Raw genomic sequence first — 21,922 nt, 5'->3', positions numbered from 1 at the left:
GGTTGCGGGGGCGTGAGCCGCATGGGCCCGAGGCATGCCTCGGGCGGGTTGGGCAGGACGCCCAACCCCGGTCTTGCCGTGTGCGCAGGATTGCGCACACGAGCAAGCGGCGACCGAGCTTACATGGGTGAGGGCGCTTTGCTTGCGAAGCACTGCTTCGCAAGCGCCCGAACGCACAGCCGCCAGCGGCTGGGCCGGGCCCCGGAGGGGGACTTGCAGCGTCCCCCGTAACCGGACCCACCCCGCCATCCCACAGGAAGCCAGCTTTTGCTTCGGTTGTTGCTGTTGCTCCGGCTTGCAGCAGGTGCAGGGCCGCAGGCCCTGCCGCCGCACCCTACCGCCCCATGACCTTGGCGATCGCTTCCACCAACAGCTCGCCAGTCACCGGCTTGCGCAGGAAGCCGCCAATGCCGGCTGCTTCCACCTGCTGCTGCAGGTCCGGATCGGTCCTCGCGGTCACCGCCAGCAACGGCAGCATGTAGCCCTGGTTGCGCAGGTGCTGGGCCAGTTCGAAACCGCTCAGGCCCGGCAGGTCCAGATCCAGCAGGCCGACGTCGAATTCGCCGGCACTGATCTCGCGCAGCGCCGCCAGTGCATGGCCGGCATGCACCACCTCGTGGCCGCGTGCGCTCAACAGGCCACGCACCACGTCGGCCACGGTGGCATCGTCCTCGACCAGCAGCACCCGCAGCGGCGGCATGTTCGCCGCTTCGTCGCGATGCCCCTCGGCCGATGCCTCGGCATCGCTGTTCACCACCAGCGGCAACGGCAAGGTCACGCCGAAACAGGTGCCCCGGCCCAGCTGGCTCTCCACCTGGATCCGCCCCTGCATCGCATGCGCCAGCTCGCGGCAGATCGCCAGACCGAGGCCACTGCCACCGTACTGCGCGGCGGTACGTGCACCATCGGCCTGCTCGAAGCGGCGGAACAGGCGCTGCTGTTGTTCCTGGCTGATGCCCGGGCCGGTATCGCGCACCTCGAAGTGCAGCGCACGCAGCTCGCCATCGCAACGTGCGTGCAGCGTGATGGTGCCGCGGCTGGTGAATTTCACTGCGTTCGACAGCAGGTTGAGCAGGATCTGCCGCACGCGCATGGCGTCACCGGTTGCCTGCAGGCCCGGCGGCAGCTGGTTGTCGAGGACGAAGCGCAGGCCCTTCTGTGCGGCCAGCGGGCCCATCAGCGCCGCCAGATCCTGCAACAGGCCATTCAACACGAACGACTGCGACTGCAGTTCCAGGCGTCCGGACTCGATCCGCGCCAGGTCCAGCGCATCGTTGACCAGGTGCAGCAGGTGCTCGCCGGCATGCCGGATCGACTGCGTGTAGCCACGCTGCTGCGGGTCCAGCGGCGAGGCCAGCAGCAGCTCGCTCATGCCCAGCACGCCGGTCATCGGCGTACGGATCTCATGGCCAAGGTTGGCCAGGAAGCGGGTCTTGGCCGCCGAGGCCTGCTCGGCAAGTTCCTGCTTGTGCAACGCCAGCTGGTAGGCGTGGCGCCGCTGCAGGCGGCGTCGGTACAACCAGGCGAACCAGCTTGTCAGCAACAACCCGACCGACGCCAGCACCAGCAGGCCGGACAGGCTGCGCCACCACGGCGGCTGCACGCGGAACTCCAGGCTCTGTATCCGCGACCACACATGGTCGGCTGAGCGCGCCTGCACTTCCAGCCGGTAACTACCCGGCGCCAGGCGCGAGAACAGGCGCTCGCCGGCGGGGCCGACTTCGACCCAATCCGGGTCGTAGCCGGCCAGGCGATAGCGGTACGTGTTGGACGCAGAGTCGGCGAAGGACAGCAATCGCGCGACGATGCGCAGGTCGCGGTCACCATCGGCGATCTGCAACGGCGCATCGTGGGTCATGTCCAGCACCTGCTCGTTGCGGCGCACTTCCACCCGCTCGATCACCAGCGGGGCGCGACGGACCGAAGGCCGTACCTGCTCCGGGTCGAACACCACTGCGCCCGCTGCCGTTCCGGCCACCAGGTGGCCATCGGCCGCTGCGATCAGGGTGTGCTCGCGGAATTCCTGGCTGGGCAGCCCGTCGTGCACGCCGTACAGGCGCACGCTCTGCCCATCGGCACTGACACGTACCAGGCCGCGTGCGCTGGTCGCCCAGGCCACGCCCTGCGCATCCACCACCAGGCCGGAGGCGGAGATCGCCGGATAGCCCTGTTCGGCACCGACCACCGCCTGCCGTTCCAGCCGCCCCTGGCTCCAGCGGTAACGGGACAGGCGACCATCCTCGGACAACCAGACCTGGCCGTCACGGCCCACATGCAACGCATGGATCGCCGTTGCCGGCGCACCCGGCACCGGCTGGAAGCGCTCGCTTTCCGGCAGCCACTGCAGCAGGCCACGGCTGCTGGCCAGCCAGATGTGGTCCTGCGGCCCGCATTCCACATCAAGGTTGAGCTGGCCCTGCTGCAGGCCGCGCTGGCCATTGTCCAGCTGGCGCCGCACGTGGCCGTCGAGGTCGCGCTGCTGCAGGCCTGCGGGCAGCATCAACCAGAGGCTGTCGCCGTCGCAGGTCATCATCGCTTCGACGACCCCTTCCATCGCCGCATCTGCACCGGCATCACGGCCCCAACGACGCAGTTCGCGCCGTTGCGGGTCGTAGCGCACCAGCGCATCGGTCGATCCAATCCAGACCTGCCCACGCCGGTCCTCACGCACCGAGGTCAACCAGTGCATGCCGTTGACCCAGGTGCGATGCTGCTCGATCCTGCCGGTCTTCGGATCGAAGCGGTCCAGCGCGCCATGGCTGCCCACCGTCCAGACGCCGCCGTTGCTTGAGGGGCTGGTACCCAGCACGAGCGCATTGCGCAGCGAGCTGGGGTCGTCCTCCAGGCGCGACAGCACCGAGAACTGCCACCAGCGTGGCAGCAGGTGCCACAGCCCGGCATTGGTGCTGGCCAACCAGATACCACCTTCGCGGTCCTCGTAGGCACCGGTCCAGTTCGGCCGTACCGGACCGCGCGCGATCACGCTGTACAGCGGCACGGTCTGGTACTGGCCATCGACCGCACGCCCCAGCCCGGTGCGTGTATCCAGCCAGTGCCCGCCCTGCTCGTCGCGCAGCATCATGCCCAGCACCTGCTCGCCCGGCGGCAGCTTCCACGGGGGGGCTTCGAAGCGGCCATCCGGGCGGCGCACGGTGGCGCCGGCCATCGTGCTGATCCACAGGCTGCCATCCGGTTCGGCGGTCAGCCCGTTGATCAGCAGGCTGGGGATGATGTCCGTACCGACACGCTCGAAGTCGGTCCCGGTCCAGCGCGCCACGCCATGCTTGGTGCCGATCCACAGGCTGCCATCGGCCAGCGTGGCCAGGTAGGGCACCGACGACGAAGGCAGGCTGCGCGGATTGTTCGGCTCGGGCAGGAAGCGCTGCAGGCGATCCTGGCTGTCCAGGCGGTACAGGCCGCCTTCGTGGGTACCGAACCAGATCGAGCCATCAGGCGTGCTGGCCAGGCTCCAGACCGTGTTGGTACCCATCAACGGCTGGCTGCTGCGGTCGTAGAAGTGCAGCTGGCGGCGGTCGGCCGACATGCGCACCAGGCCGGCGTTCTCGGTGCCTATCCACAACTGGTTGCGGGCATCGACCAGCACCGTCCAGATGCGGTTGTCACGCAGTCCATCCTCGGAACGCCACACGCGGTAGGTGCGGCCGTCATAGCGGGCCAGGCCATCGTTGGTGGCGATCCACAGGTAGCCGTAACGGTCCTCGGCCATGCGGTTGACGGTATTGGACGGCAGGCCATCGAACACCGTCACCTGCCGCGGGCTCGGAGGCACCGGCTGTGCCGCAGCGGGCAACGCGCAGCACAGGAGGACCAGCAGCAGCATCGCCGCCCGCAGATACACCACCGATTGCCTCCTCACGCTGGTCCTGATGATTCCCGCGCTGCGGGCGTCGGCATGGTAAACCGAAAGTCGCGCCGTTCACGCCCGGCGTCGGCGTCGTCACACGGTCGCCTGTCGTTTCGCACGCGCCTGGGCGATGGCCGTCACCAGCAGGTCGCCGGTCACCGGCTTGCGCAGGAAGCCATCGAAGCCTGCGGCCAGCACCTGGGTTTCGGCATAGGCATCGGAACGGGCGGTCACCGCTACCAGCGGCAGTTCATAGCCCATGGTGCGCAGCTGGCGGGCGATGGCCGTACCGTCCAGCGCGGGCAGATCGAGATCGAGCAGGCCGACGTCGAAACCATCGGTGGCGATCTCCGACAGCGCGCCCAGGCCATGCAGCACGTGGACCACCTCATGCCCGCGCACGCGCAGCAGGCCGGCGATGACCTCGGCCACCGTGGCATCGTCCTCGACCAGCAGGATGCGCAGCGGCGGCAGTTCCGGCAGGGCCGCCACGTCGCCCGCACTGTTGGCGGCCTGGCGCGTCCAGGGCAGGGGCAGGCGCACGCGGAACCGCGCGCCCTTGCCAGGCTGGCTGTCCACTTCGATGCGCCCCCCCATCGCCACCGCCAGTTCCTGGCAGATCGCCAACCCCAGGCCACTGCCGCCGTAGCGCGACGCGGTACGCGGGCCGTCGGCCTGTTCGAAACGATGGAACAGGCGCTGCTGCTGCTCGGCGTTGATGCCCGGGCCGCTGTCATGGACTTCGAAACACAGGCCGCCCTTTTCTTCCAGGCGTACGGCCAGGCCGACGTGGCCGCGCTCGGTGAATTTGATCGCGTTGCCGAGCAGGTTCAGCAGGATCTGGCGCACGCGCATCTCGTCGCCACTGACACTGATCGGCCCGGGCGGGTCTTCGCCGCGCTGGAACACCAGCTGGCGTTGCTGCGCCATCGGCTGCATCAGGCCCTGCACCTGGTCCAGCAGCTCCCCCAGATCGAACGGGCGCAGGTCCAGCTCCAGTCGCCCGGCTTCGATCCGGGCCAGATCCAGGGCATCGTTGACCAGCCGCAGCAGATGGCTGCCGGCCTGCTGGATGGACCCGGCGTAGCCGCGCTGCACCGGATCCAGCGGTGTCGCCAGCAGTAGTTCGCTCATGCCCAGCACGCCGGTCATCGGCGTGCGGACTTCGTGGCCCAGCGTGGCCAGGAAACGGCTCTTGGCCTGCGAGGCCTGCTCGGCCAGCTGCTGCTTGTGCACCGTCAGCTGCCATTGCTGGCGGCGGCGCAACCGCGCGCGGATCGACCAGACCAGAACCACCAGCAGCAACGACCCCAGCAGGACGTAGCCGAATATTGCCATGCCGCTGCGCCACCACGGCGGCAGCACCTTCACCTGCAACTGCTGCGAAGGTGTCCACGTGCCCCGGGCAGTCGCAGCCTGCACCTCGATGACATAGCGGCCGGTCGGCAGCCGCGACAGGGTGCGCTGGCCATCGCCCCCCTGCTCCACCCAATCCTGGTCGTAACCCTGCACGCGGAAGCGGTACCGGTTGCCCTGCGGGCTGGCATAGGACAGCAGCCGCGCATCGATCTGCAGATCGCGGTCGTCCGGTCCCAGCAGCAGGGTGCCAGTAAGCGGCAACGGTTGCCAGCCGCGTGCGTCGTCGCGCCGCACACGCACTTCGGCGATCACCAGCGATGAAGGCGGCAGCACGGTGTCGTCGGCATTCACATCAAAGGCGACCAGGCCGGTCTGGGTAACCGCCAACACGCGGCCATCGGCATTCACCGCAGGTGGCCGACCGGTGAACTCGGCATCGGACAGGCCATCGCGTTCGTTGAACTGTTGCAGGCGCCGCGTCTTCGGGTCCCACCGCAGCAGGCCGCGCGGCGTCGTGGCCCAGAGCTGGCCATTGTCGGCCAGCGCCAGCCCCCCCATGGTCACCGGCGGCACGCCCGCACTGCCGTCGATGCGCTGGATCAGGCGCAGGCTCATGCCATCCCACTGGTAGCGCTCGAAGGCGCCCTGGCGCGCCAGCCACAACTGCTGCGGATCGATCCATACCAGATCGTAGATCGGGCCGCGCGACACGCCGGGCACTGCCTCGAAGCGTCCGGCCTGCTCACGCCAGATGCCCATGTCGCCCATCACCCAGGGCCGGCCATGGGCGTCGAAGCGGATCTGCTCGATCGGCGCATCGGCCGTCCCGCGGAAATGTTCCAGCGGATGACTGTGCAGCAGCCGGCCCTCTGCATCGCGCTGCTGCAGGTCCAGGCCCATCACCGACACCCACACCGTGCCATCAGGGGCCTGCCGCATCAGGTCGATGCGCTGGCGCAGGTCGGCACTGCCATCGATCCGCAGGTCACGCAATGCGCCGGTGGCCGGATCGTAGACGGTGATGCGGCCGCCGCGTCCCAGCCACAGGCGACCATCCGGGCGCGGCAGCACCGACCACACCACGCCGTTGCCGAGCTGCCGGTCGCTGGCCAGCAGACGCAGGGTGCCCTGCGCATCGAGCTGGTACACCCCTCGCGCCGAGCCGACGTAGTAGTTCTTCCCATCGCTGGCCGCGCTCAACAGGTACTGGCTGTCCAGGGGCTTGCCGTCGAGCTGGTTCCAGATCGAGAAGCGCCGCCAGTCCGGTGGCAGATAGGCCAGGCCCTGGGTCAGCAACGCCACCCACAGTCCGCCCTCGTGGTCCTGCAGCAGGTCAAGCACACCGCTGTGCGCGGTCAGGAAGCCGCTGCCGCGGTCCCCCTCCAGGCGGCGCAACGCCGCCGCATCCCCTCGCAACAGGCCATCGGAGGTACCCGCCCAGTAGCCCCCCTGGCGATCGGCCAGGACAAGGGCCGACCGGAGCTGGGCACTGTCGGCCCATCGCGGGCGACTGACCCGGTCCTGCCCATCGATGCGGTAGAGGCCATCGTTCTGGCTGCCTACCCAGATCGAACCGTCTGCATCACGGCTCAACCGGAGCACGCTCAGCCTACCCAGTTCCCGCGCGGCCACCGGCTCGAAGCCGCTGCCGTTCCAACGCGCCACACCGGCTTCAGTGCCGACCCACAGGCGGCCCCGCGCGTCGACCAGGCTGGTGAAGATGCTGTTGCTGGGCAGGCCACCCGGGTGCGCCGGATCATGGGTGTAGAGGCGCACGCTGCCGTCTTCGCCGAAACGGCAGACGCCATGGTTGTTGGTCCCGATCCACAAGGCGTCGTCGACATAGGCCAGTGCCCAGAACTGCCCCTGGCAGGTGGAATTGACCGTATCGAAGGTCTGGAAGCGTTCGCGATCGGCATCCAGGCGTGCCACGCCCTTGCCATTGATGCCCACCCAGACCCGGTCCAGCGGGTCGATCAGCAGGGTCTCGATCTCGTTGCCTGGCAACGAGCCCGGCTGTTCCGGGTCGTGCTCCCAGACCCGCAGGCTGTTGCCGTCATAGCGGGCGAGTCCACCATCGGTGGCGGCCCATACGTGGCCCTGGCGATCCTCGGCCAGCGCCACCACCATGCGAGACGGCAAGCCTTCGGCGGCACCGAAGCGGCGCAGGCGTGGTGTTTCTGCCATGTGCAGGGTCGCAGCCGCCGTGGCCATCGCCACCAGCAGCAGTCCCATACCTGCGATGCCACGGCACCACAGGCGCCAGCCGCTCGTCATCCTGAACCCCCCTGTCCTGCGCCGATTGTCACACAGGGCCGGGGTCATGGCTGCAACAGCCTGTTTCCAGCGGCGGCACCACCACGAACTGTTGCACCCATGCACGCAACGTTGGCAGGGGGCTGTGCGTATGATCGCAGCGTCCCCTTCCGGAGCCCGCCATCGATGCGTCCCTGTCTGGCCCTGCTGCCGATGCTGCTCGCCACCGCCCCTGCCTGGGCGGCCGCTGACACCTATCGCCTCGATCCGGTGCACACGCGGGTGCTGTTCTCGATCGACCACGCAGGCTACTCGCAGGCCATGGGCACGGTATCGGGCAGCGAGGGGCGCGTGCGGTTCGATCCCGACAACTGGCGCGACGCCACCGTGGAAGTGGATGTCCCGGTGTCGCGACTGGACCTTGGCGATGCCAAGTGGAACCAGGCCACGTTGGCCCGCAGCCTGCTCGACGGCGAGCGTTTCCCGACCGCGCGATTCGTCTCCACCAAGGTCGAGCCGATCGATGCCAAGCGCGCGCTCGTGTCCGGCACGCTGACCCTGCGCGGGGTCAGCCAGGAAATCACGCTGGATGTCACCCTCAACGCCATCAAGCGCTACCCGCTTCCCCCGTTCCGACGCACCGCCGGTTTTTCCGCCAGCACCACGCTGAGCCGGCGCGCGTTCGGCATCACCGCCTGGCCGGGCGTCATCGGTGATGCAGTACAGCTGAGGATCGAGGCTGAAGCCACCCTCGACCGCAGCGACGCCCCGGGAACTCCCGCTCCCGTTCCGCACTCCGACCCCAAGACGGCCCCCTAGAGGACCCCTCATGACCGCCAAGAACACCCCCGCCGCCTGGGGGAGTGTCAGCCAGATCCTGCATTGGTTGATCGCACTGCTGATCCTCGCCCTGGGCGTGGTCGGCCTGACCATGGGTGAACTGCCCAAGACCCCGAAGTACTTCTGGGTCTACACCGCGCACAAGTCGATCGGCATCACCGTGCTGGCGCTGGTGCTGTTCCGCCTGGGCTGGCGCCTGTACGCCGGTGCACCGAAGCCGGTGCCGGGCGTGCCCAGCTGGCAGGAGCGCATCGCCAGTGCCACCCACGTGCTGCTGTACGTGCTGATGTTTGCCATCCCGCTGTCGGGCTGGCTGTACGACTCGGCCAGCGGCCTGCGCCCGTTCCGCTGGTTCGGCCTGGTCGACGTGCCCAAGCTGAGCGGTCCCGACCCGCAGGTTGTCGCGGTATCGCATGCCATCCACGAATACGGCTTCTGGCTGTTGATCGCGGTGGTGCTGGCCCATGCCGGCGCTGCCTTCTACCACCACCTGTTCCAACGCGATGCAACGCTGTCCCGCATGTTGCCGCGCGGCTGGCTCGCCTCCCCTCAGAAGGACTGACCGATGAACCTGAAACTGACCACTCCGGCCGCCGTGGCCGCCGCCCTGGCCGGCATGCTGGCCACCGCTCCGGCACTCGCTGCCGATTACGCGCAGGCTCCCGGCGCCGGTTCGATCCTGGTGTTCGCCACCAAGTACGACGGCGAAGTGTTCACCGGCAGCTTCCCGGGCTTCGCCACCAAGCTCAGCTTCGACCCGGCCAACCCGGCCGCCGGCTCGCTGGACGTGGTGATCCCGCTGGCCGGTGCCAAGAGCGGCAACAGCGACCGCGATTCGACCCTGCAGGGTGCCGACTTCTTCAATGTTGGCAAGTTCGCCACCGCACGCTACACCGCCAAGGGCTTCCGCGCGGTGGGCAACGACCAGTTCGCCGCCGATGGCACACTGGAGCTGCGCGGCGTCAGCAAGCCGGTCACGCTGACCTTCACCTGGAAGCCGGGCACCCAACCGGTGCTGACCGGCAAGGCCACGGTCAAGCGCCTGGACTTCGGCGTCGGCGGCGGTGACTGGGCCGACACCAAGACCATCCCGGACGAAACCGCGATCAGCACGATCGTGAAGTTCGACGCGAAATAAACCGCATCTGGTAGTGCCGGCCGCTGGCCGGCATCACCGGGAACAGAGGGGTTGCCGGCCAGCGGCCGGCACTACCGATCGACGGCCAACCACGCCCGAACCGTGGCGGCGTCGAACGGCCAGTCCAGCTCGCGGTCGCCGCGCTCGTCACGCAGCACCGGCACCCGCGTGCCATAGCGCGCTTCCAGCGCCGGCTGGTCGTCCAGGAACACCGATTCGAACTCCGGCGCCCGTGCCCTGGCCAGCTCGGCCAGGGCCATGTCGCACAGGTGGCAATCGTCACGTTGGATAAGGGTCAACACCGGCCGGGCTCCCGTGGCGGAAATGCTGCGCCGCAGCCATGGAAGTGCGGCATGAACCGCTAGAATAGCGATCTCTTCCGGTACCCGCAGTACGGCAACCATGGCTGTCAGCACGTTCGACGTTTTCAAGATCGGCATTGGCCCGAGTTCCTCGCACACCGTCGGGCCGATGAAGGCCGCCGAGCGATTCATCCATCGCTGGCTGCTCGACCCGGGCCGCCTGCACGAGGTCGCGCGCATCCGCGCCGATGTCTATGGCTCGCTGGCACTGACCGGCCGCGGCCACGGCACCGACAAGGCGATCCTGCTGGGCCTGGAAGGCCAGCGGCCGAACCTGATCGACCCGGACATCATTCCGGCCACGCTGGAGCGCATCCGCAGCAGCAAGCGCATCCAGCTGATGGGCCAGCACGAGATCGCCTTCGACGAGAAGCGCGACCTCGGCATGAACAAGCGCCAGAAGCTGCCCTACCACACCAACGGCATGCGCTTCACTGCCTACAACGCCGACGACGAAGTGATCGCCACCCGCGACTACTACTCGGTGGGCGGCGGCTTCGTGGTCAACCAGGACGACGCGGCCGATGATCGCATCGTGCCCGACGAGACCCCGCTGCCCTACCCTTTCAAGAGCGGCGATGAGCTGCTGGCGCAGACCGCGCGCAGCGGCCTGAGCATTGCCCAGCTGATGTTCGAGAACGAGAAGTGCTGGCGCAGCGAAGACGAGATCCGCGCGCAGCTGCGCGAGATCTGGAGTGCGATGCAGTCGTGCGTGGCACGCGGCATCCGCGAGGAAGGCGTGCTGCCGGGTGGCCTGAAGGTAGGCCGTCGTGCACCGGCGCTGTACCGCGAGCTGTCGTCGAAACCGGAAGCGGCGATGCGCGACCCGCTGACCACGCTGGACTGGGTCAACCTGTACGCGCTGGCCGTGAACGAGGAGAACGCGGCCGGTGGCCGTGTGGTGACCGCGCCGACCAACGGTGCGGCCGGTGTGCTGCCGGCGGTGCTGCACTACTTCGACCGCTTCTGCCCGGGCGCGAACGAACAGCGCGTGTTCGACTTCCTGCTGACCTCGGCGGCGATCGGCATCCTCTACAAGGAAAACGCCTCGATTTCCGGCGCCGAAGTGGGCTGCCAGGGCGAGGTTGGCGTGGCCTGCTCGATGGCGGCCGGCGGCCTGGTCGCGGCACTGGGTGGCAACCCCAGCCAGATCGAGAACGCCGCAGAAATCGGCATGGAACACAACCTGGGCCTGACCTGCGACCCGATCGGTGGCCTGGTGCAGATCCCCTGCATCGAACGCAACGCGATGGGCGCGGTGAAGGCGATCAATGCCTCGCGCATGGCAATGCGTGGCGACGGCAAGCACAAGGTGTCGCTGGACAAGGTGATCAAGACCATGCGCGATACCGGCCGCGACATGCAGGACAAGTACAAGGAAACCAGCCGCGGTGGCCTGGCGGTGAACGTCATCGAGTGCTGAGTTGTAGAGCCGGGCACCTGCCCGGCTGATGGGGCAGGAGCAGCCGGGGGGGCCCCGGCTCTACATCGGACGACACCATCACCGGGTTCCGGTTAGGCTCGGGGCTCCCCCATCCCGGATTGCCCCATGCGCGTGTTCGCTGCCGCCCTGCTTGCCTGCCTTCCGCTGCCTGCCCTGGCCGCGCCCAGCTACGGGCCGCGCCTGGAGGGCTTCGACTACGGCTATCCGGTCAAGACCTTCGCGCTGGAATCGCAGCGGCAGCCGCTGGAGATGGCCTACCTGGACATCGCACCGAAGAAGACTCCGATCGGCGTAATGGTGCTGCTGCATGGCAAGAACTTCTGTGCGGCCACCTGGAAGGAATCGATCAAGCCGCTGGTTGCCGCCGGCTACCGGGTGATCGCTCCGGACCAGGTCGGCTTCTGCAAATCCAGCAAGCCCGAGCGCTACCAGTACACGTTCGCACAGCTGGCAGCCAACACCCATGCCCTGCTGCAGCAGCTGCAACTGGGCGACGTGCCGGTGCACCTGGTCGGTCATTCGATGGGTGGCATGCTGGCGGTGCGCTACGCGCTGATGTACCCGCAGGATCTGCGCAGCCTGTCGCTGGTCAACCCGATCGGTCTGGAAGACTGGAAGGCGCTGGGCGTGCCATGGCGCAGCGTGGACGCGTGGTATGCCGGTGAAATGAACATCAGCTACGACAGCATCCGCCGCTACCAGCTGGATGTGTACTACGACGGCAAATGGAAGCCGGCCTACGAACCCTGGGCGCGGATGCAGTCAGGCATGTACGAAGGGCCCGGCAAGCAGGCCGTTGCATGGAGCCAGGCGCTGGCCTCGGACATGGTGTTCAACCAGCCGGTGGTCTATGAACTGAAGAACCTGCAGGTGCCGACCACGCTGTTCATCGGCCAGAAGGACCGCACCGCGATCGGCCGCGACCTGGCGCCGCCTGCGGTGAAGGCGACGCTGGGCAACTATCCAGCGCTCGGCAAGGCGGCGGCCGCAGCGATTCCCGGCGCGACGCTGGTCGAGTTCGCCGAACTGGGCCATTCGCCGCAGGTGCAGGACCCGAAGCAGTTCAACGCCGCGTTGTTGAAGTCCTTGAAGTCACGCTGACCGGCAGGGTGCCCCTGTAGAGCCGAGCCCATGCTCGGCTCATCCAGCAGGAGGGGATCTCGCCAGTAGCAGCCGAGCATGGGCTCGGCTCTACAAGAACTGTGCGATCAGCCGACGATCCGCAGCACGTCATCCAGCAACGCGGCGGCGGTGACTTCCGCGCCCGCACCCGGGCCTTGGATCAACAGCGGCTGGCGACGGTAGCGATCACTGTGGATGGCGACGCGGTTGTCGGTCCCCGCACCCTGCGCCAACGGGTGATCAGCCGGCAGCTCGCGCAGGCCCACCTGCGCACCCTCACCGTCAACACGGCCAACGAAACGCAACACGCGGCCGTTTTTGCGTGCCTCCTGCCAACGCGCCTGCAACGGCGCATCCAGCTGCTCCAGTGCCGCCAGTGCATCCTCCAGCGGCAACGCTTCCAGCGTTTCAGGCACCAGTGAATCCACCTGCACCTGCGAAGCATCCAGCGCCAGCCCGCTGCTGCGGGCCAGGATCAGCAGCTTGCGCCGCACGTCTTCGCCGGACAGATCCAGGCGCGGATCGGGCTCGGTGTAGCCGGCCGCCAACGCTTCGCGCACCGCCGCCGAGAACGGCGACTGGCCGTCGTAACGATGGAACAGCCACGCCAGCGAACCGGACAGCACACCCTCGATGGCATGGATGTGATCGCCACCGGCCACCAGCGCGCGCAGGCTGCTCAGCAGCGGCAGGCCCGCGCCGACGGTGGCGCTGTCGCCATAGCGCGCACCACTGTCTGCGCAGCTTTCGGCAATCGCCTGCGCGCGTGCGAGCTGCGCACCACGGCCCAGCTTGTTGGCGGTCACCACATGCACGCCGCGCGCCAGCCACTGCACGTGACGTGCGGCTACGTCTTCGCTGGCGGTGGCATCGACCACCACATCGCCACGCTCCAGCCCTTCGGTGCTGGCCCACGCCGGCGAACTCTGGCCATCGCGTGGCGCACGTCGCGCCAGCTCCAGCGGCAACACCAGGTCACGATCGATCTCCAGCGCAGTGCGTGAATTGGCCAGCCACTGCACGCTGGGCAGTTCCAGCCCACGCGCCCGCAATGCCTGGTAACGCTGCACGAAGGCCGAGCCGACCGTGCCAGTGCCCAGCAGCGCCAGGCGTCCCACGCCCAGCGCAGGAATGTCGGCGGCGAGCGCGCTCATGCATCCACCACCTGTTTGCAGCGTGCGGCCGCATCGATCACGACTTCGGCGCGCTGCAGCGCGGCACCGAGATCGGCCAGCAGGTCGCGCTCGGCCTCGATGCCGACCGACAGACGCAGCAGCCCTTCGCTGATACCGGCCGCTGCGCGTGCTTCCGCGGTCATCGCCGCATGGGTCATGGTCGCCGGATGCGCGATCAGGCTTTCGACGCCGCCCAGCGATTCGGCCAGGGTGAAGCAGCGCAGGCCATCCACGAATGCGCGCACTGCCGCGTGCGGATCTTCACCGCCGCAGTGCGCAAGCTCGAACGACAGCATCGCGCCGAAACCGCTCTGCTGGCGCGCCGCGATGGCATGGCCGGGATGTCCGGCCAGGCCCGGGTAGTACACCGTGCCGACCGCCGGATGCTGGTCCAGCAGGGCGACGATCGAGGCGGTATTTTCCTGGTGCACGCGCAGGCGCGCATCCAGCGTGCGCAGGCCACGCAGCGTCAGGAAGGCATCGAACGGTGAACCCGTCAGGCCCAGCGCGTTGCCCCACCACACCAGCTGCTCGTGCAGTGCCGGATCACGCGCGACCACTGCCCCGCCCACCACATCGCTGTGGCCGTTGATGTACTTCGTGGTGGAATGCAGCACCAGGTCCGCACCGAACGACAGCGGTTGCTGCAGCGCTGGCGACAGGAACGTGTTGTCGACCACCACGAGTGCGCCGGCCTTGTGCGCGGCATCGATGACGAAGCGCAGGTCGGTGATGCGCAGCAGAGGGTTGGACGGCGTTTCCACCAGCACCAGCTTCGGCTGGGTGGCCAACGCCTGCGCCAGTGCACGGGGATCGGTCAGGTCGGCGGTGACCAGTTCAAAGTGGCCCTTCCTGGCCAGCGCATTGAACAGGCGCCAGCTGCCGCCGTACGCATCGTGCGGCACCACCAGGGTATCGCCCGGCTGCAGCAGTGCGTTCAGCACCAGGTTGATCGCGCCCATGCCGGTGGCGGTGACCACACCACCGACGCCGCCTTCCAGTTCCGCCAGCGCCTCACCCAGCAGGTCGCGGGTCGGGTTGCCACTGCGCGTGTAGTCGTACTGGCGCTTGTTGCCGAATCCTTCGAAGCTGAAGTTCGACGACAGCACGATCGGCGGTGTGACCGCGCCATGCGCGGTGTCCCGATCGATGCCCGCACGGACGGCGGCAGTGGTGCGACTACAGGACGGCTCGTTGGCGTGCAGGCTCATGCGGACTCTCCAGAGGTGCGGAAGGCGGTGGCGAGGATCGCGTCGATGCGATCGGTTTCTTTGAGGAAGGCGTCGTGGCCATAGGGCGAACGCAGCACGCGCAGGCTGCCGCGCGGGCCCAGCCCTTCGACCAGGCCGACCAGGTCGGCCAGCGGCACCAGGCGGTCGCCCTCCACGGCCACCACCACGGTCGGCGGCAGGATCGCGGCGGGGTCGACGCGGTGCAGGTCGATCGACTCGGACAGGCGCAGGTAGGCGGTCACCGGCGTGCGCGCGACGTACTGCGCGCCGGCGGCGTCGAGGTAGTCTTCGGCGGCCACGCGCACGCGGCCATTGATGACCTCCGGGGCAGCGTCGAAGCGCTCGCCGAATTCTTCCGGGGTGCGGTAGCTGAGCATGGCGAACTGCCGGGCCAGGGCCAGGCCGTGGTCTTCGCCGCACTGCAACTGGCCCAGCGCAACCGCGCGGCGCTGCAGCGCGCGCCACGCGGCGGCATAGGGATGCGGGCGGTGCGCGCCGCTGGCCAGCACCAGCTGGCGCACGCGGGCGCGGTGACGGATCGCGAACTGCTGGCCGACCAGCGCGCCATACGAATAGCCGACGAAGGCCTTCAGCGTGCGGATGCCGAGATGGTCCAGCAACAGCGCCAGCGCATCGGCCTGGTCGGCAGTATCGATCGGCACATCCAGTGCACCGTCGGCACCGATGAAATCGAAGGCCAGCACGCGCAGCTGCTGCGGGTCGAGCGCGCGGCCGCTACCCACAAGCGCTTCGGCCCAGCCCTTCTCGCTGAACTGTGCATTGGACGCCACGTGGCGATGGGCGGAAATGCCACCGGCCAGCACCACCACCGGCGCGTTGGCCGGCCCCACCCACTCATAGCGCAGGCGCACCGGGCTGGGGCCTGCATGGCGCATCGACAGCACCGCGGCGAACTCACCGCGCTCGGCGTGCACGCGGTCTGCGACCGGCACGCTGACGGGGACAAAGGGTTCGGGGCGAATGGCGGTGCTGGCAGCGAAGCTCATGGCGGGATCCGGTTGGGAAATCGGCCATCGAGCCTTCGCGGGCCCGCGTTCGAGATGCACGTGGGGTGCATGGTTCGAACCATCTTTCGGTGGACGCCACGGTCCCCGCAGGATTTGGCACCTACGCAGACGCTTGCGCGCCTGCGGGCTGCCCCGGCTTCAAAGGGCCTGTCCCTCTGCCGGTCTCGATGGTGGAGCCACGATGCCAGCCCTTTCCGGCACTGTCAATCCCTTCATGCGGATAAAGCGATAGATATTCTCAGGATCACTCTGCGAGGGCCGTCCCGGTCGCCCCGTTCAGGATCGGGTACAGTCCCGGCGGTCCTCTTGCTGGAAACGCCGATGCCGCGCCTGCCCCTGTCCTGCCTGCTGTTGCCTCTGCTGGCGAGCGCGACCGCACACGCCGGCGACTGGCGCCAGGGCTGGGGACTGGCCCCCCCTTCCGCCCCTGCCACCCGCGCAGGCAGTGCCGAGGGCGGCGCCCCCATGGCCCGGTTGCGCCTGCAGCCGGTCGGTACGCAATGGCAGGCGCGGATCGACAACGGGCTGGCAGGGCCGCTGCAGATCCAGCTGCGCGCCGCCCCCGGACACCCGGTCGAAGGCCTCCCGGTCGAGTCGCTGATCCAGGGCGACAGCAGCCTGGTGGTCGGCCACCTGCCCGCCCCGATCGATGGCCGCATGCTGGATCTGCGCCTGCAGTCGGTGCCGGGCAACCCGGCCGCGCAGGCCGAAGATGTCGGCTATCGCCTGCCGTTCGATGCGGCCCGCCTGCGTGTAGACCAGGCACCGCAGGGGCGATTCAGCCATGACGACGAGGAGAACCGCGACGCGGTCGACTTCGCACTGCCGGAGGGCACCCTGGTGCTGGCCGCGCGCGAGGGCACGGTGATGCAGATCCAGGATGGCTTCCGTGGCAACGGCCAGGACCGCGAGCGCGATGGTGCCCGTGCCAATTTCATCCGCGTGCTGCACAGCGACGGCAGCATGGCCCTGTACGGCCACCTCCAGGCCGGCGGCATGCGCGTGCGCCGCGGCCAGGCGGTGGGAGCCGGGCAACCGATCGGCCTGTCCGGCAACAGCGGCTACAGCACTGCGCCGCACCTGCACTTCGTGGTGCAGGTCAACCGCGGCATGGGCCTGCGCTCGGTGCCGGTGCGCATCTTCGCCGGGCAGGGCCAGCTGCAGTTCGCCCGCCACGGCGAGGCCGACGGCGGTATCGGGCGCTGACCGGCCCCGGCCGGTATAATCGGGCGCTTATCTCTTTGAAAAGCGCCCCGGGCGGGCGCCACTGCCATGTCCGAAGTCGCCAACGAAGCGTCGCGTCGCCGCACCTTCGCCATCATTTCCCACCCTGACGCCGGCAAGACCACGCTGACCGAAAAGCTGCTGCTGTTCGGAGGCGCGATCCAGATGGCCGGTTCGGTCAAGGGCCGCAAGGCCGCCCGCCACGCCACCTCCGACTGGATGGCGCTGGAAAAGGAGCGCGGCATCTCCGTCACCTCCTCGGTGATGCAGTTCCCGTACGAAGGCAAGATCGTCAACCTGCTCGACACCCCTGGCCACGCCGACTTCGGCGAGGACACCTACCGCGTGCTGACCGCAGTGGACTCGGCGCTGATGGTGATCGACGTGGCCAAGGGCGTGGAAGAGCGCACCATCAAGCTGATGGAAGTGTGCCGCCTGCGCGACACCCCGATCATGACCTTCATCAACAAGCTCGACCGCGAGGGCAAGGACCCGATCGAGCTGCTGGATGAAGTGGAGACCGTGCTCGGCATCCAGTGCGCGCCGGTCACCTGGCCGATCGGCATGGGCCAGCGCCTGAAGGGCGTGGTTCACCTGCTGACCGGCGAAGTGCACCTGTACGAACCGGGTCGCAACTTCACCCGCCAGGACTCGACCATCTTCCCATCCATCGATGCGCCCGGCCTGGCCGAGAAGATCGGTGCGCAGATGCTGGCCGACCTGCGCGACGAACTGGAACTGGTGCAGGGCGCCAGCCATCCGTTCGATCTGGACGCTTACCGCGCCGGCAAGCAGACCCCGGTGTTCTTCGGCTCGGGCGTGAACAACTTCGGCGTGCAGCCGCTGCTGGACTTCTTCGTCGAGCATGCGCCGTCGCCGCAGGCGCGAACCACCACCGGCCGCGAAATCGCACCGGAAGAGAACAAGCTGACCGGCTTCGTGTTCAAGATCCAGGCCAACATGGACCCGCAGCACCGTGACCGCGTGGCATTCATGCGGGTCTGTTCGGGCCGTTTCAGCGCCGGCATGAAGACCTTCCACGTGCGCACCGGCAAGGAAATGAAGCTGGCCAACGCGCTGACCTTCATGGCCAGCGACCGCGAGATCGCGGCGGAAGCGTGGCCCGGCGATGTGATCGGCATCCACAACCACGGCACCATCTCCATCGGCGATACCTTCACCGAAGGCGAAGCGGTGACCTTCACCGGCATTCCCAACTTCGCCCCGGAACTGTTCCGCCGCGCACGCCTGCGTGATCCGCTCAAGCTCAAGCAGCTGCAGAAGGGCCTGGCCCAGCTGTCCGAGGAAGGCGCGACCCAGTTCTTCCGCCCGCTGACCAGCAACGACCTGATCCTGGGTGCCGTCGGCGTGCTGCAGTTCGACGTGGCGGCCTACCGCCTGAAGGACGAGTACGGTGTGGAAGCCACCTTCGAGCCGGTCAGCGTGACCACTGCGCGCTGGGTCCACTGCAGCAACGAGAAGAAGCTGGAAGAATTCCGCGAGAAGAACGCATTGAACCTGGCCCTGGATGCGGCCGGTCACCTGGTCTACCTCGCTCCGACCCGAGTGAACCTGCAGCTGGCCCAGGAACGCTCGCCGGATGTGCGTTTCTCGGCCACACGCGAAGCGGCGCACACCGTTTCGGCAGGCTGATGCCACGGGGTCGGATCCCTTTCCGCAAGGAAAGGGCTCTGACCCCGCCGTCGCAACGCAGGGATTCACCCACCATACGGTGACGGGCGTGCACGTGCCGCCCATCGCGGCGATGATAGAGGGGTGCGGGTCCCCCTCCCCGCGAACGATGCCTACGCCATGTCCACGACTTCCGTTGCTTCGATCCGCGAAGAAATCGCCAGCGCCCTGACCCACGGCCTCGGTGCCGTGCTCGCCCTGGGCGCCGGTGCGGTGCTGATCACCCTGGCCGCGATCTACAGCGATGGCTGGCAGCTGGCCGGCGCCATCGTGTTCGGCATCGCGCTGCTGCTGCTGTACACCGCGTCCACCCTGTACCACGCCATCCAGCACCCGGTCGCCAAGGGCCGGCTCAAAGTGTTCGACCACTGCGCGATCTACGTACTGATCGCCGGCACCTATACCCCATTCACCCTGATCGGCCTGCGCGGCCCGTGGGGCTGGGGCCTGTTCGCCGCGATCTGGACCCTGGCCCTGGCCGGCGTGGTGTTCAAGCTGTTCTACACCGGTCGCTTCAAGCGCCTGTCCACTGCCATCTACGTGGCCATGGGCTGGCTGGTGATCGTGGCGGTCAAGCCGATGCTGGCCTCGATCGACGGCTGGACGCTGGGCTGGCTGCTGGCCGGCGGCCTGTCCTACACGCTGGGCACCTATTTCTACCACCGCGAATCGATTCCCTATTCGCATGCGATCTGGCACCTGTTCGTCATCGGTGGCAGCGTCTGCCACTTCGTCGCGGTCACCATGCAGGTGCTGTAGCACTGGCCCGTGCGCGGCGCGTGCACGCCGCGCACATGGACGCTTCGCGCCCCGTCCACGATGAGGGGGCAACCATGGCAGCGTGAATGCCGCCGCCTCCCCTGCCGCAAAGCGCACGAACCGCTGGCGCCTCCGCCGCCCCGGCCCGCGAGGCCGGCGCTGGTTGACGCTGCTGATCTTCCTGCTCGCGGCGATCCTGGTACTGATCGCGCTGTGGGACTGGAACTGGTTCAAAGGCCCGGTCGAGCGCGCCGTGCAGGCCCGTACCGGCCGTGCACTGCACATCGGCCATCTGGATGTCGACCTCGGCCAGACCAGCACCATCCGTGCCGATGCGATCACCTTCGCCAATGCCGGTTGGGCGAAGCAGCCGAACATGGCCACGGCCGACCGCGTCGAGATCGACGTGCGCGTGTGGCCCCTGCTGCGCGGCAGCGTGCAGCTGCCGGAAGTGCGCCTGACCCGACCGGACGTGCTGCTGGAAACCGCCCCACGCAAGGGCGAGCCGGGCAATTGGGACTTCCTCGGTGATAGCGCTGGCGGCACCAGCCCGCAGCTCAAGCGCCTGCGCATCGACGACGGCCGACTGCAGTTCCTCGACGCACCGGGCCGTACCGACATCCGCGTGGGCGTGCGCAGCGGCCAGCCGAAGCAGGCCGATGCCTCGCCGCCGCTGCTGGTGCAGGGCAAGGGCCACTGGCAGGGCAACCCGTTCACCCTGCAGGGCGGAACCGAATCACCGCTGGAACTGACCAACAGCGACCACCCGTTCCGCATCCACCTCGACGGCCGCGCCGGCGCCACCCACGCGGTGGCCAGCGGCACGCTGACCAATCCGTTCCAGCTGCGCGTGTTCGACCTGCAGTTCGCACTCAGTGGCCAGGACCTGGCCGATCTCTACCCATTGCTCGGCATCGCCATTCCGCCGTCCCCGCCCTACGCGCTGAACGGACGCCTGAAGCGCGACCACGACGTCTGGCGTTACGACGGTTTCACCGGCAAGGTGGGCGACAGCGACCTCGGTGGCAGTCTTCAGTTCGAGGTGGGCCGCGACCGTCCGCGGCTGACCGCGACGCTGGAATCCAAGCGCCTGGACTTCGATGACCTGGCCGGCTTCGTCGGCGCGCCACCGAAGACCGGCGGCGGCGAAACCGCCAATGCGGAGCAGAAGGCCGAGGCCGCGCGGGTGGCCGCGCGCGCGCGCGTGCTTCCGGACACGCCCTACAACCTCGGCAAGCTGCGTGCGATGGATGCCGATGTGCGCTGGAAGGCCCACCGCATCAACGCACCGTCATTGCCATTGGACGACATGGACGCCCATCTGCTGCTGGATGACGGGGTGCTGCGGCTGGCCCCGCTGAACTTCGGCGTCGCCGGCGGCGATATCCGCAGCACCATCCGCATGGACGCACGCCAGCCGCAGATCAGCACTGCGCTGAAGGCGAGCGTGCGCGGCGTTCAGCTGGGCCAGCTGTTCCCCGATGCCAAGCTGGCCGAACAGGCCAAGGGCGGCATCGGCGGTGAGGTGGACCTGAGTGGCCGCGGCAATTCGATCGCCGCAATGCTCGGCAGCAGCAGCGGCGAGGTCGGCCTGGCGATGGGCCGTGGCCACGTCGGCAACTTGGTGATGGAGCTGGCCGGCCTGGATATCACCGAATCGCTGAAGTTCCTGGTGACCGGCGACAAGCAGATTCCCCTGCGCTGCGCCTTCGCCGACTTCGGTGTGCGCGACGGCCTGATGACCAGCCAGGCGCTGGCGGTGGACACCACCGACACGATCCTCATCGGCGAAGGCACCGTCAGCCTGCGCGACGAAACCCTGGACCTGCTGTTGAAGCCGCGCCCGAAGGACAGGAGCATCCTGGTACTGCGCTCGCCGCTGCACATTGCCGGCACGTTCAAGGACCCGTCGTTCCGCCCGGACTTCAAAGCGCTGGGCATCCGCGGAGCGGTGGCCCTGGCACTGGGCAGCATCGCCCCGCCGGCGGCCTTGCTGGCGACGATCGAACTGGGGCCGGGCAAGGATGCCGACTGCGGTGGGCAGTATGCGAAGTAGGTTTACAGCGTTGTTCGCGGCGCCTCTTTTCCCGCGCGTAGAGCCGGAGCAAGGCGACAGGCAGGACACCCCGTAAATACGTCCCTGTAGGCTCGGTCGGCGCATCCATGCGCCTCACGGTCCTGCCTGCCGCCTTGCTCCGGCTCCGGACAGTTTCCTGCGCGCGCGGAACGAGAGCGAAATTCAAAGTCAAAAGAAAAAAGCAAAGTCAAAAGCTGTTGCCAACCAAGGTTGGCGGCTACCAAAGGCGAGGCACAGCGCATGTACGCACCGCGCTCGCGGAAATGTTCCAGAGGCGGAGGGCATGGGCGTGCAGGACACGCCGCAAGTACGTCCCTGTAGGCTCGATGGCGCCATCCATGGCGCCAAC

The 21,922-nt window shown here is 68.1% G+C and carries 15 protein-coding genes and 1 riboswitch; of the genes, 9 read left to right on the top strand and 6 right to left on the bottom strand.

The genetic code is table 11. From position 1 onward, the window contains the following. Window positions 1-334: 334 nt before the first annotated feature. Both ACM0PY_RS20330 and ACM0PY_RS20325 read right to left on the bottom strand, forming a co-directional pair. Window positions 335-3,862 carry an ATP-binding protein gene (locus ACM0PY_RS20330; protein ID WP_180884196.1) on the bottom strand — a complete coding sequence of 1,176 codons (3,528 nt, stop codon included), beginning with the start codon at window positions 3,860-3,862 and terminating at the stop codon, window positions 335-337. Between the two features lie 96 nt (window positions 3,863-3,958). Beyond that, the gene (locus ACM0PY_RS20325) at window positions 3,959-7,501 is read right to left on the bottom strand and encodes a hybrid sensor histidine kinase/response regulator (protein ID WP_414609511.1); all 3,543 of its coding nucleotides are present in this window, start codon (window positions 7,499-7,501) and stop codon (window positions 3,959-3,961) included. A gap of 165 nt (window positions 7,502-7,666) precedes the next feature. Here ACM0PY_RS20325 and ACM0PY_RS20320 point away from each other — a divergent pair, with 165 nt between their 5' ends. Genes ACM0PY_RS20320 through ACM0PY_RS20310 form a run of 3 tightly spaced genes read left to right on the top strand, consistent with a single transcriptional unit; the run spans window position 7,667 to window position 9,458 of the window. After that, complete coding sequence (locus tag ACM0PY_RS20320; protein WP_134972612.1) at window positions 7,667-8,299, top strand: YceI family protein; 633 nt, start codon at window positions 7,667-7,669, stop codon at window positions 8,297-8,299. Between the two features lie 10 nt (window positions 8,300-8,309). Further along, window positions 8,310-8,882, top strand: coding sequence for a cytochrome b (locus ACM0PY_RS20315; protein ID WP_005410672.1), 573 nt, complete (start codon window positions 8,310-8,312; stop codon window positions 8,880-8,882). Window positions 8,883-8,885: 3 nt separating this feature from the next. Continuing rightward, complete coding sequence (locus ACM0PY_RS20310; protein WP_021202032.1) at window positions 8,886-9,458, top strand: YceI family protein; 573 nt, start codon at window positions 8,886-8,888, stop codon at window positions 9,456-9,458. A 71-nt stretch (window positions 9,459-9,529) separates the two neighbouring features. On the opposite strand, the gene ACM0PY_RS20305 is transcribed toward ACM0PY_RS20310, so the two are convergent. Next, window positions 9,530-9,760: a glutaredoxin family protein gene (locus tag ACM0PY_RS20305; RefSeq protein WP_111200768.1), complete on the bottom strand. Its 231-nt coding sequence runs from the start codon at window positions 9,758-9,760 to the stop codon at window positions 9,530-9,532. 100 nt (window positions 9,761-9,860) lie between these two features. On the opposite strand from ACM0PY_RS20305, the gene ACM0PY_RS20300 reads away from it, so the two are divergent. Both ACM0PY_RS20300 and ACM0PY_RS20295 read left to right on the top strand, forming a co-directional pair. Next, window positions 9,861-11,243 (top strand): L-serine ammonia-lyase, encoded by a 1,383-nt coding sequence (locus ACM0PY_RS20300; protein WP_049415888.1) that lies wholly within the window; start codon window positions 9,861-9,863, stop codon window positions 11,241-11,243. A 126-nt stretch (window positions 11,244-11,369) separates the two neighbouring features. Next, the gene (locus tag ACM0PY_RS20295; protein WP_180884192.1) at window positions 11,370-12,365 is read left to right on the top strand and encodes an alpha/beta fold hydrolase; all 996 of its coding nucleotides are present in this window, start codon (window positions 11,370-11,372) and stop codon (window positions 12,363-12,365) included. Between the two features lie 107 nt (window positions 12,366-12,472). On the opposite strand, the gene ACM0PY_RS20290 is transcribed toward ACM0PY_RS20295, so the two are convergent. Genes ACM0PY_RS20290 through metX form a run of 3 tightly spaced genes read right to left on the bottom strand, consistent with a single transcriptional unit; the run spans window position 12,473 to window position 15,800 of the window. Beyond that, the gene (locus ACM0PY_RS20290; protein WP_111200759.1) at window positions 12,473-13,540 is read right to left on the bottom strand and encodes a homoserine dehydrogenase family protein; all 1,068 of its coding nucleotides are present in this window, start codon (window positions 13,538-13,540) and stop codon (window positions 12,473-12,475) included. Then, window positions 13,537-14,772: an O-succinylhomoserine (thiol)-lyase gene (locus ACM0PY_RS20285; RefSeq protein WP_180884189.1), complete on the bottom strand. Its 1,236-nt coding sequence runs from the start codon at window positions 14,770-14,772 to the stop codon at window positions 13,537-13,539. Before ACM0PY_RS20285 ends, ACM0PY_RS20290 begins: the two co-directional genes overlap by 4 nt. Further along, the gene (gene metX, locus ACM0PY_RS20280; protein ID WP_049415906.1) at window positions 14,769-15,800 is read right to left on the bottom strand and encodes a homoserine O-succinyltransferase MetX; all 1,032 of its coding nucleotides are present in this window, start codon (window positions 15,798-15,800) and stop codon (window positions 14,769-14,771) included. The genes ACM0PY_RS20285 and metX overlap by 4 nt, the downstream gene beginning before the upstream one ends. 76 nt (window positions 15,801-15,876) lie before the next feature. After that, a riboswitch (SAM riboswitch) is annotated at window positions 15,877-15,995 on the bottom strand. A gap of 147 nt (window positions 15,996-16,142) precedes the next feature. On the opposite strand from metX, the gene ACM0PY_RS20275 reads away from it, so the two are divergent. The 4 genes from ACM0PY_RS20275 to ACM0PY_RS20260 all read left to right on the top strand — a co-directional run bounded on the left by ACM0PY_RS20275 (window position 16,143) and on the right by ACM0PY_RS20260 (window position 21,552). Continuing rightward, window positions 16,143-17,027, top strand: coding sequence for a M23 family metallopeptidase (locus tag ACM0PY_RS20275; protein WP_180884187.1), 885 nt, complete (start codon window positions 16,143-16,145; stop codon window positions 17,025-17,027). 66 nt (window positions 17,028-17,093) lie between these two features. Then, window positions 17,094-18,698 (top strand): peptide chain release factor 3, encoded by a 1,605-nt coding sequence (locus ACM0PY_RS20270; RefSeq protein WP_049415910.1) that lies wholly within the window; start codon window positions 17,094-17,096, stop codon window positions 18,696-18,698. Between the two features lie 159 nt (window positions 18,699-18,857). Next, window positions 18,858-19,496, top strand: coding sequence for a PAQR family membrane homeostasis protein TrhA (gene trhA / locus ACM0PY_RS20265; RefSeq protein ID WP_005418403.1), 639 nt, complete (start codon window positions 18,858-18,860; stop codon window positions 19,494-19,496). 82 nt (window positions 19,497-19,578) lie between these two features. Then, a complete protein-coding gene (locus ACM0PY_RS20260; protein WP_111200763.1) occupies window positions 19,579-21,552 on the top strand; it encodes an AsmA family protein in 1,974 nt (657 codons plus the stop codon). Window positions 21,553-21,922 lie beyond the last annotated feature (370 nt).

The sequence above is a fragment of the Stenotrophomonas sp. BR163 genome (assembly GCF_047520985.2).
Lineage (GTDB): Bacteria > Pseudomonadota > Gammaproteobacteria > Xanthomonadales > Xanthomonadaceae > Stenotrophomonas > Stenotrophomonas sepilia.
This window is presented reverse-complemented; position numbering and strand designations above follow the sequence as displayed.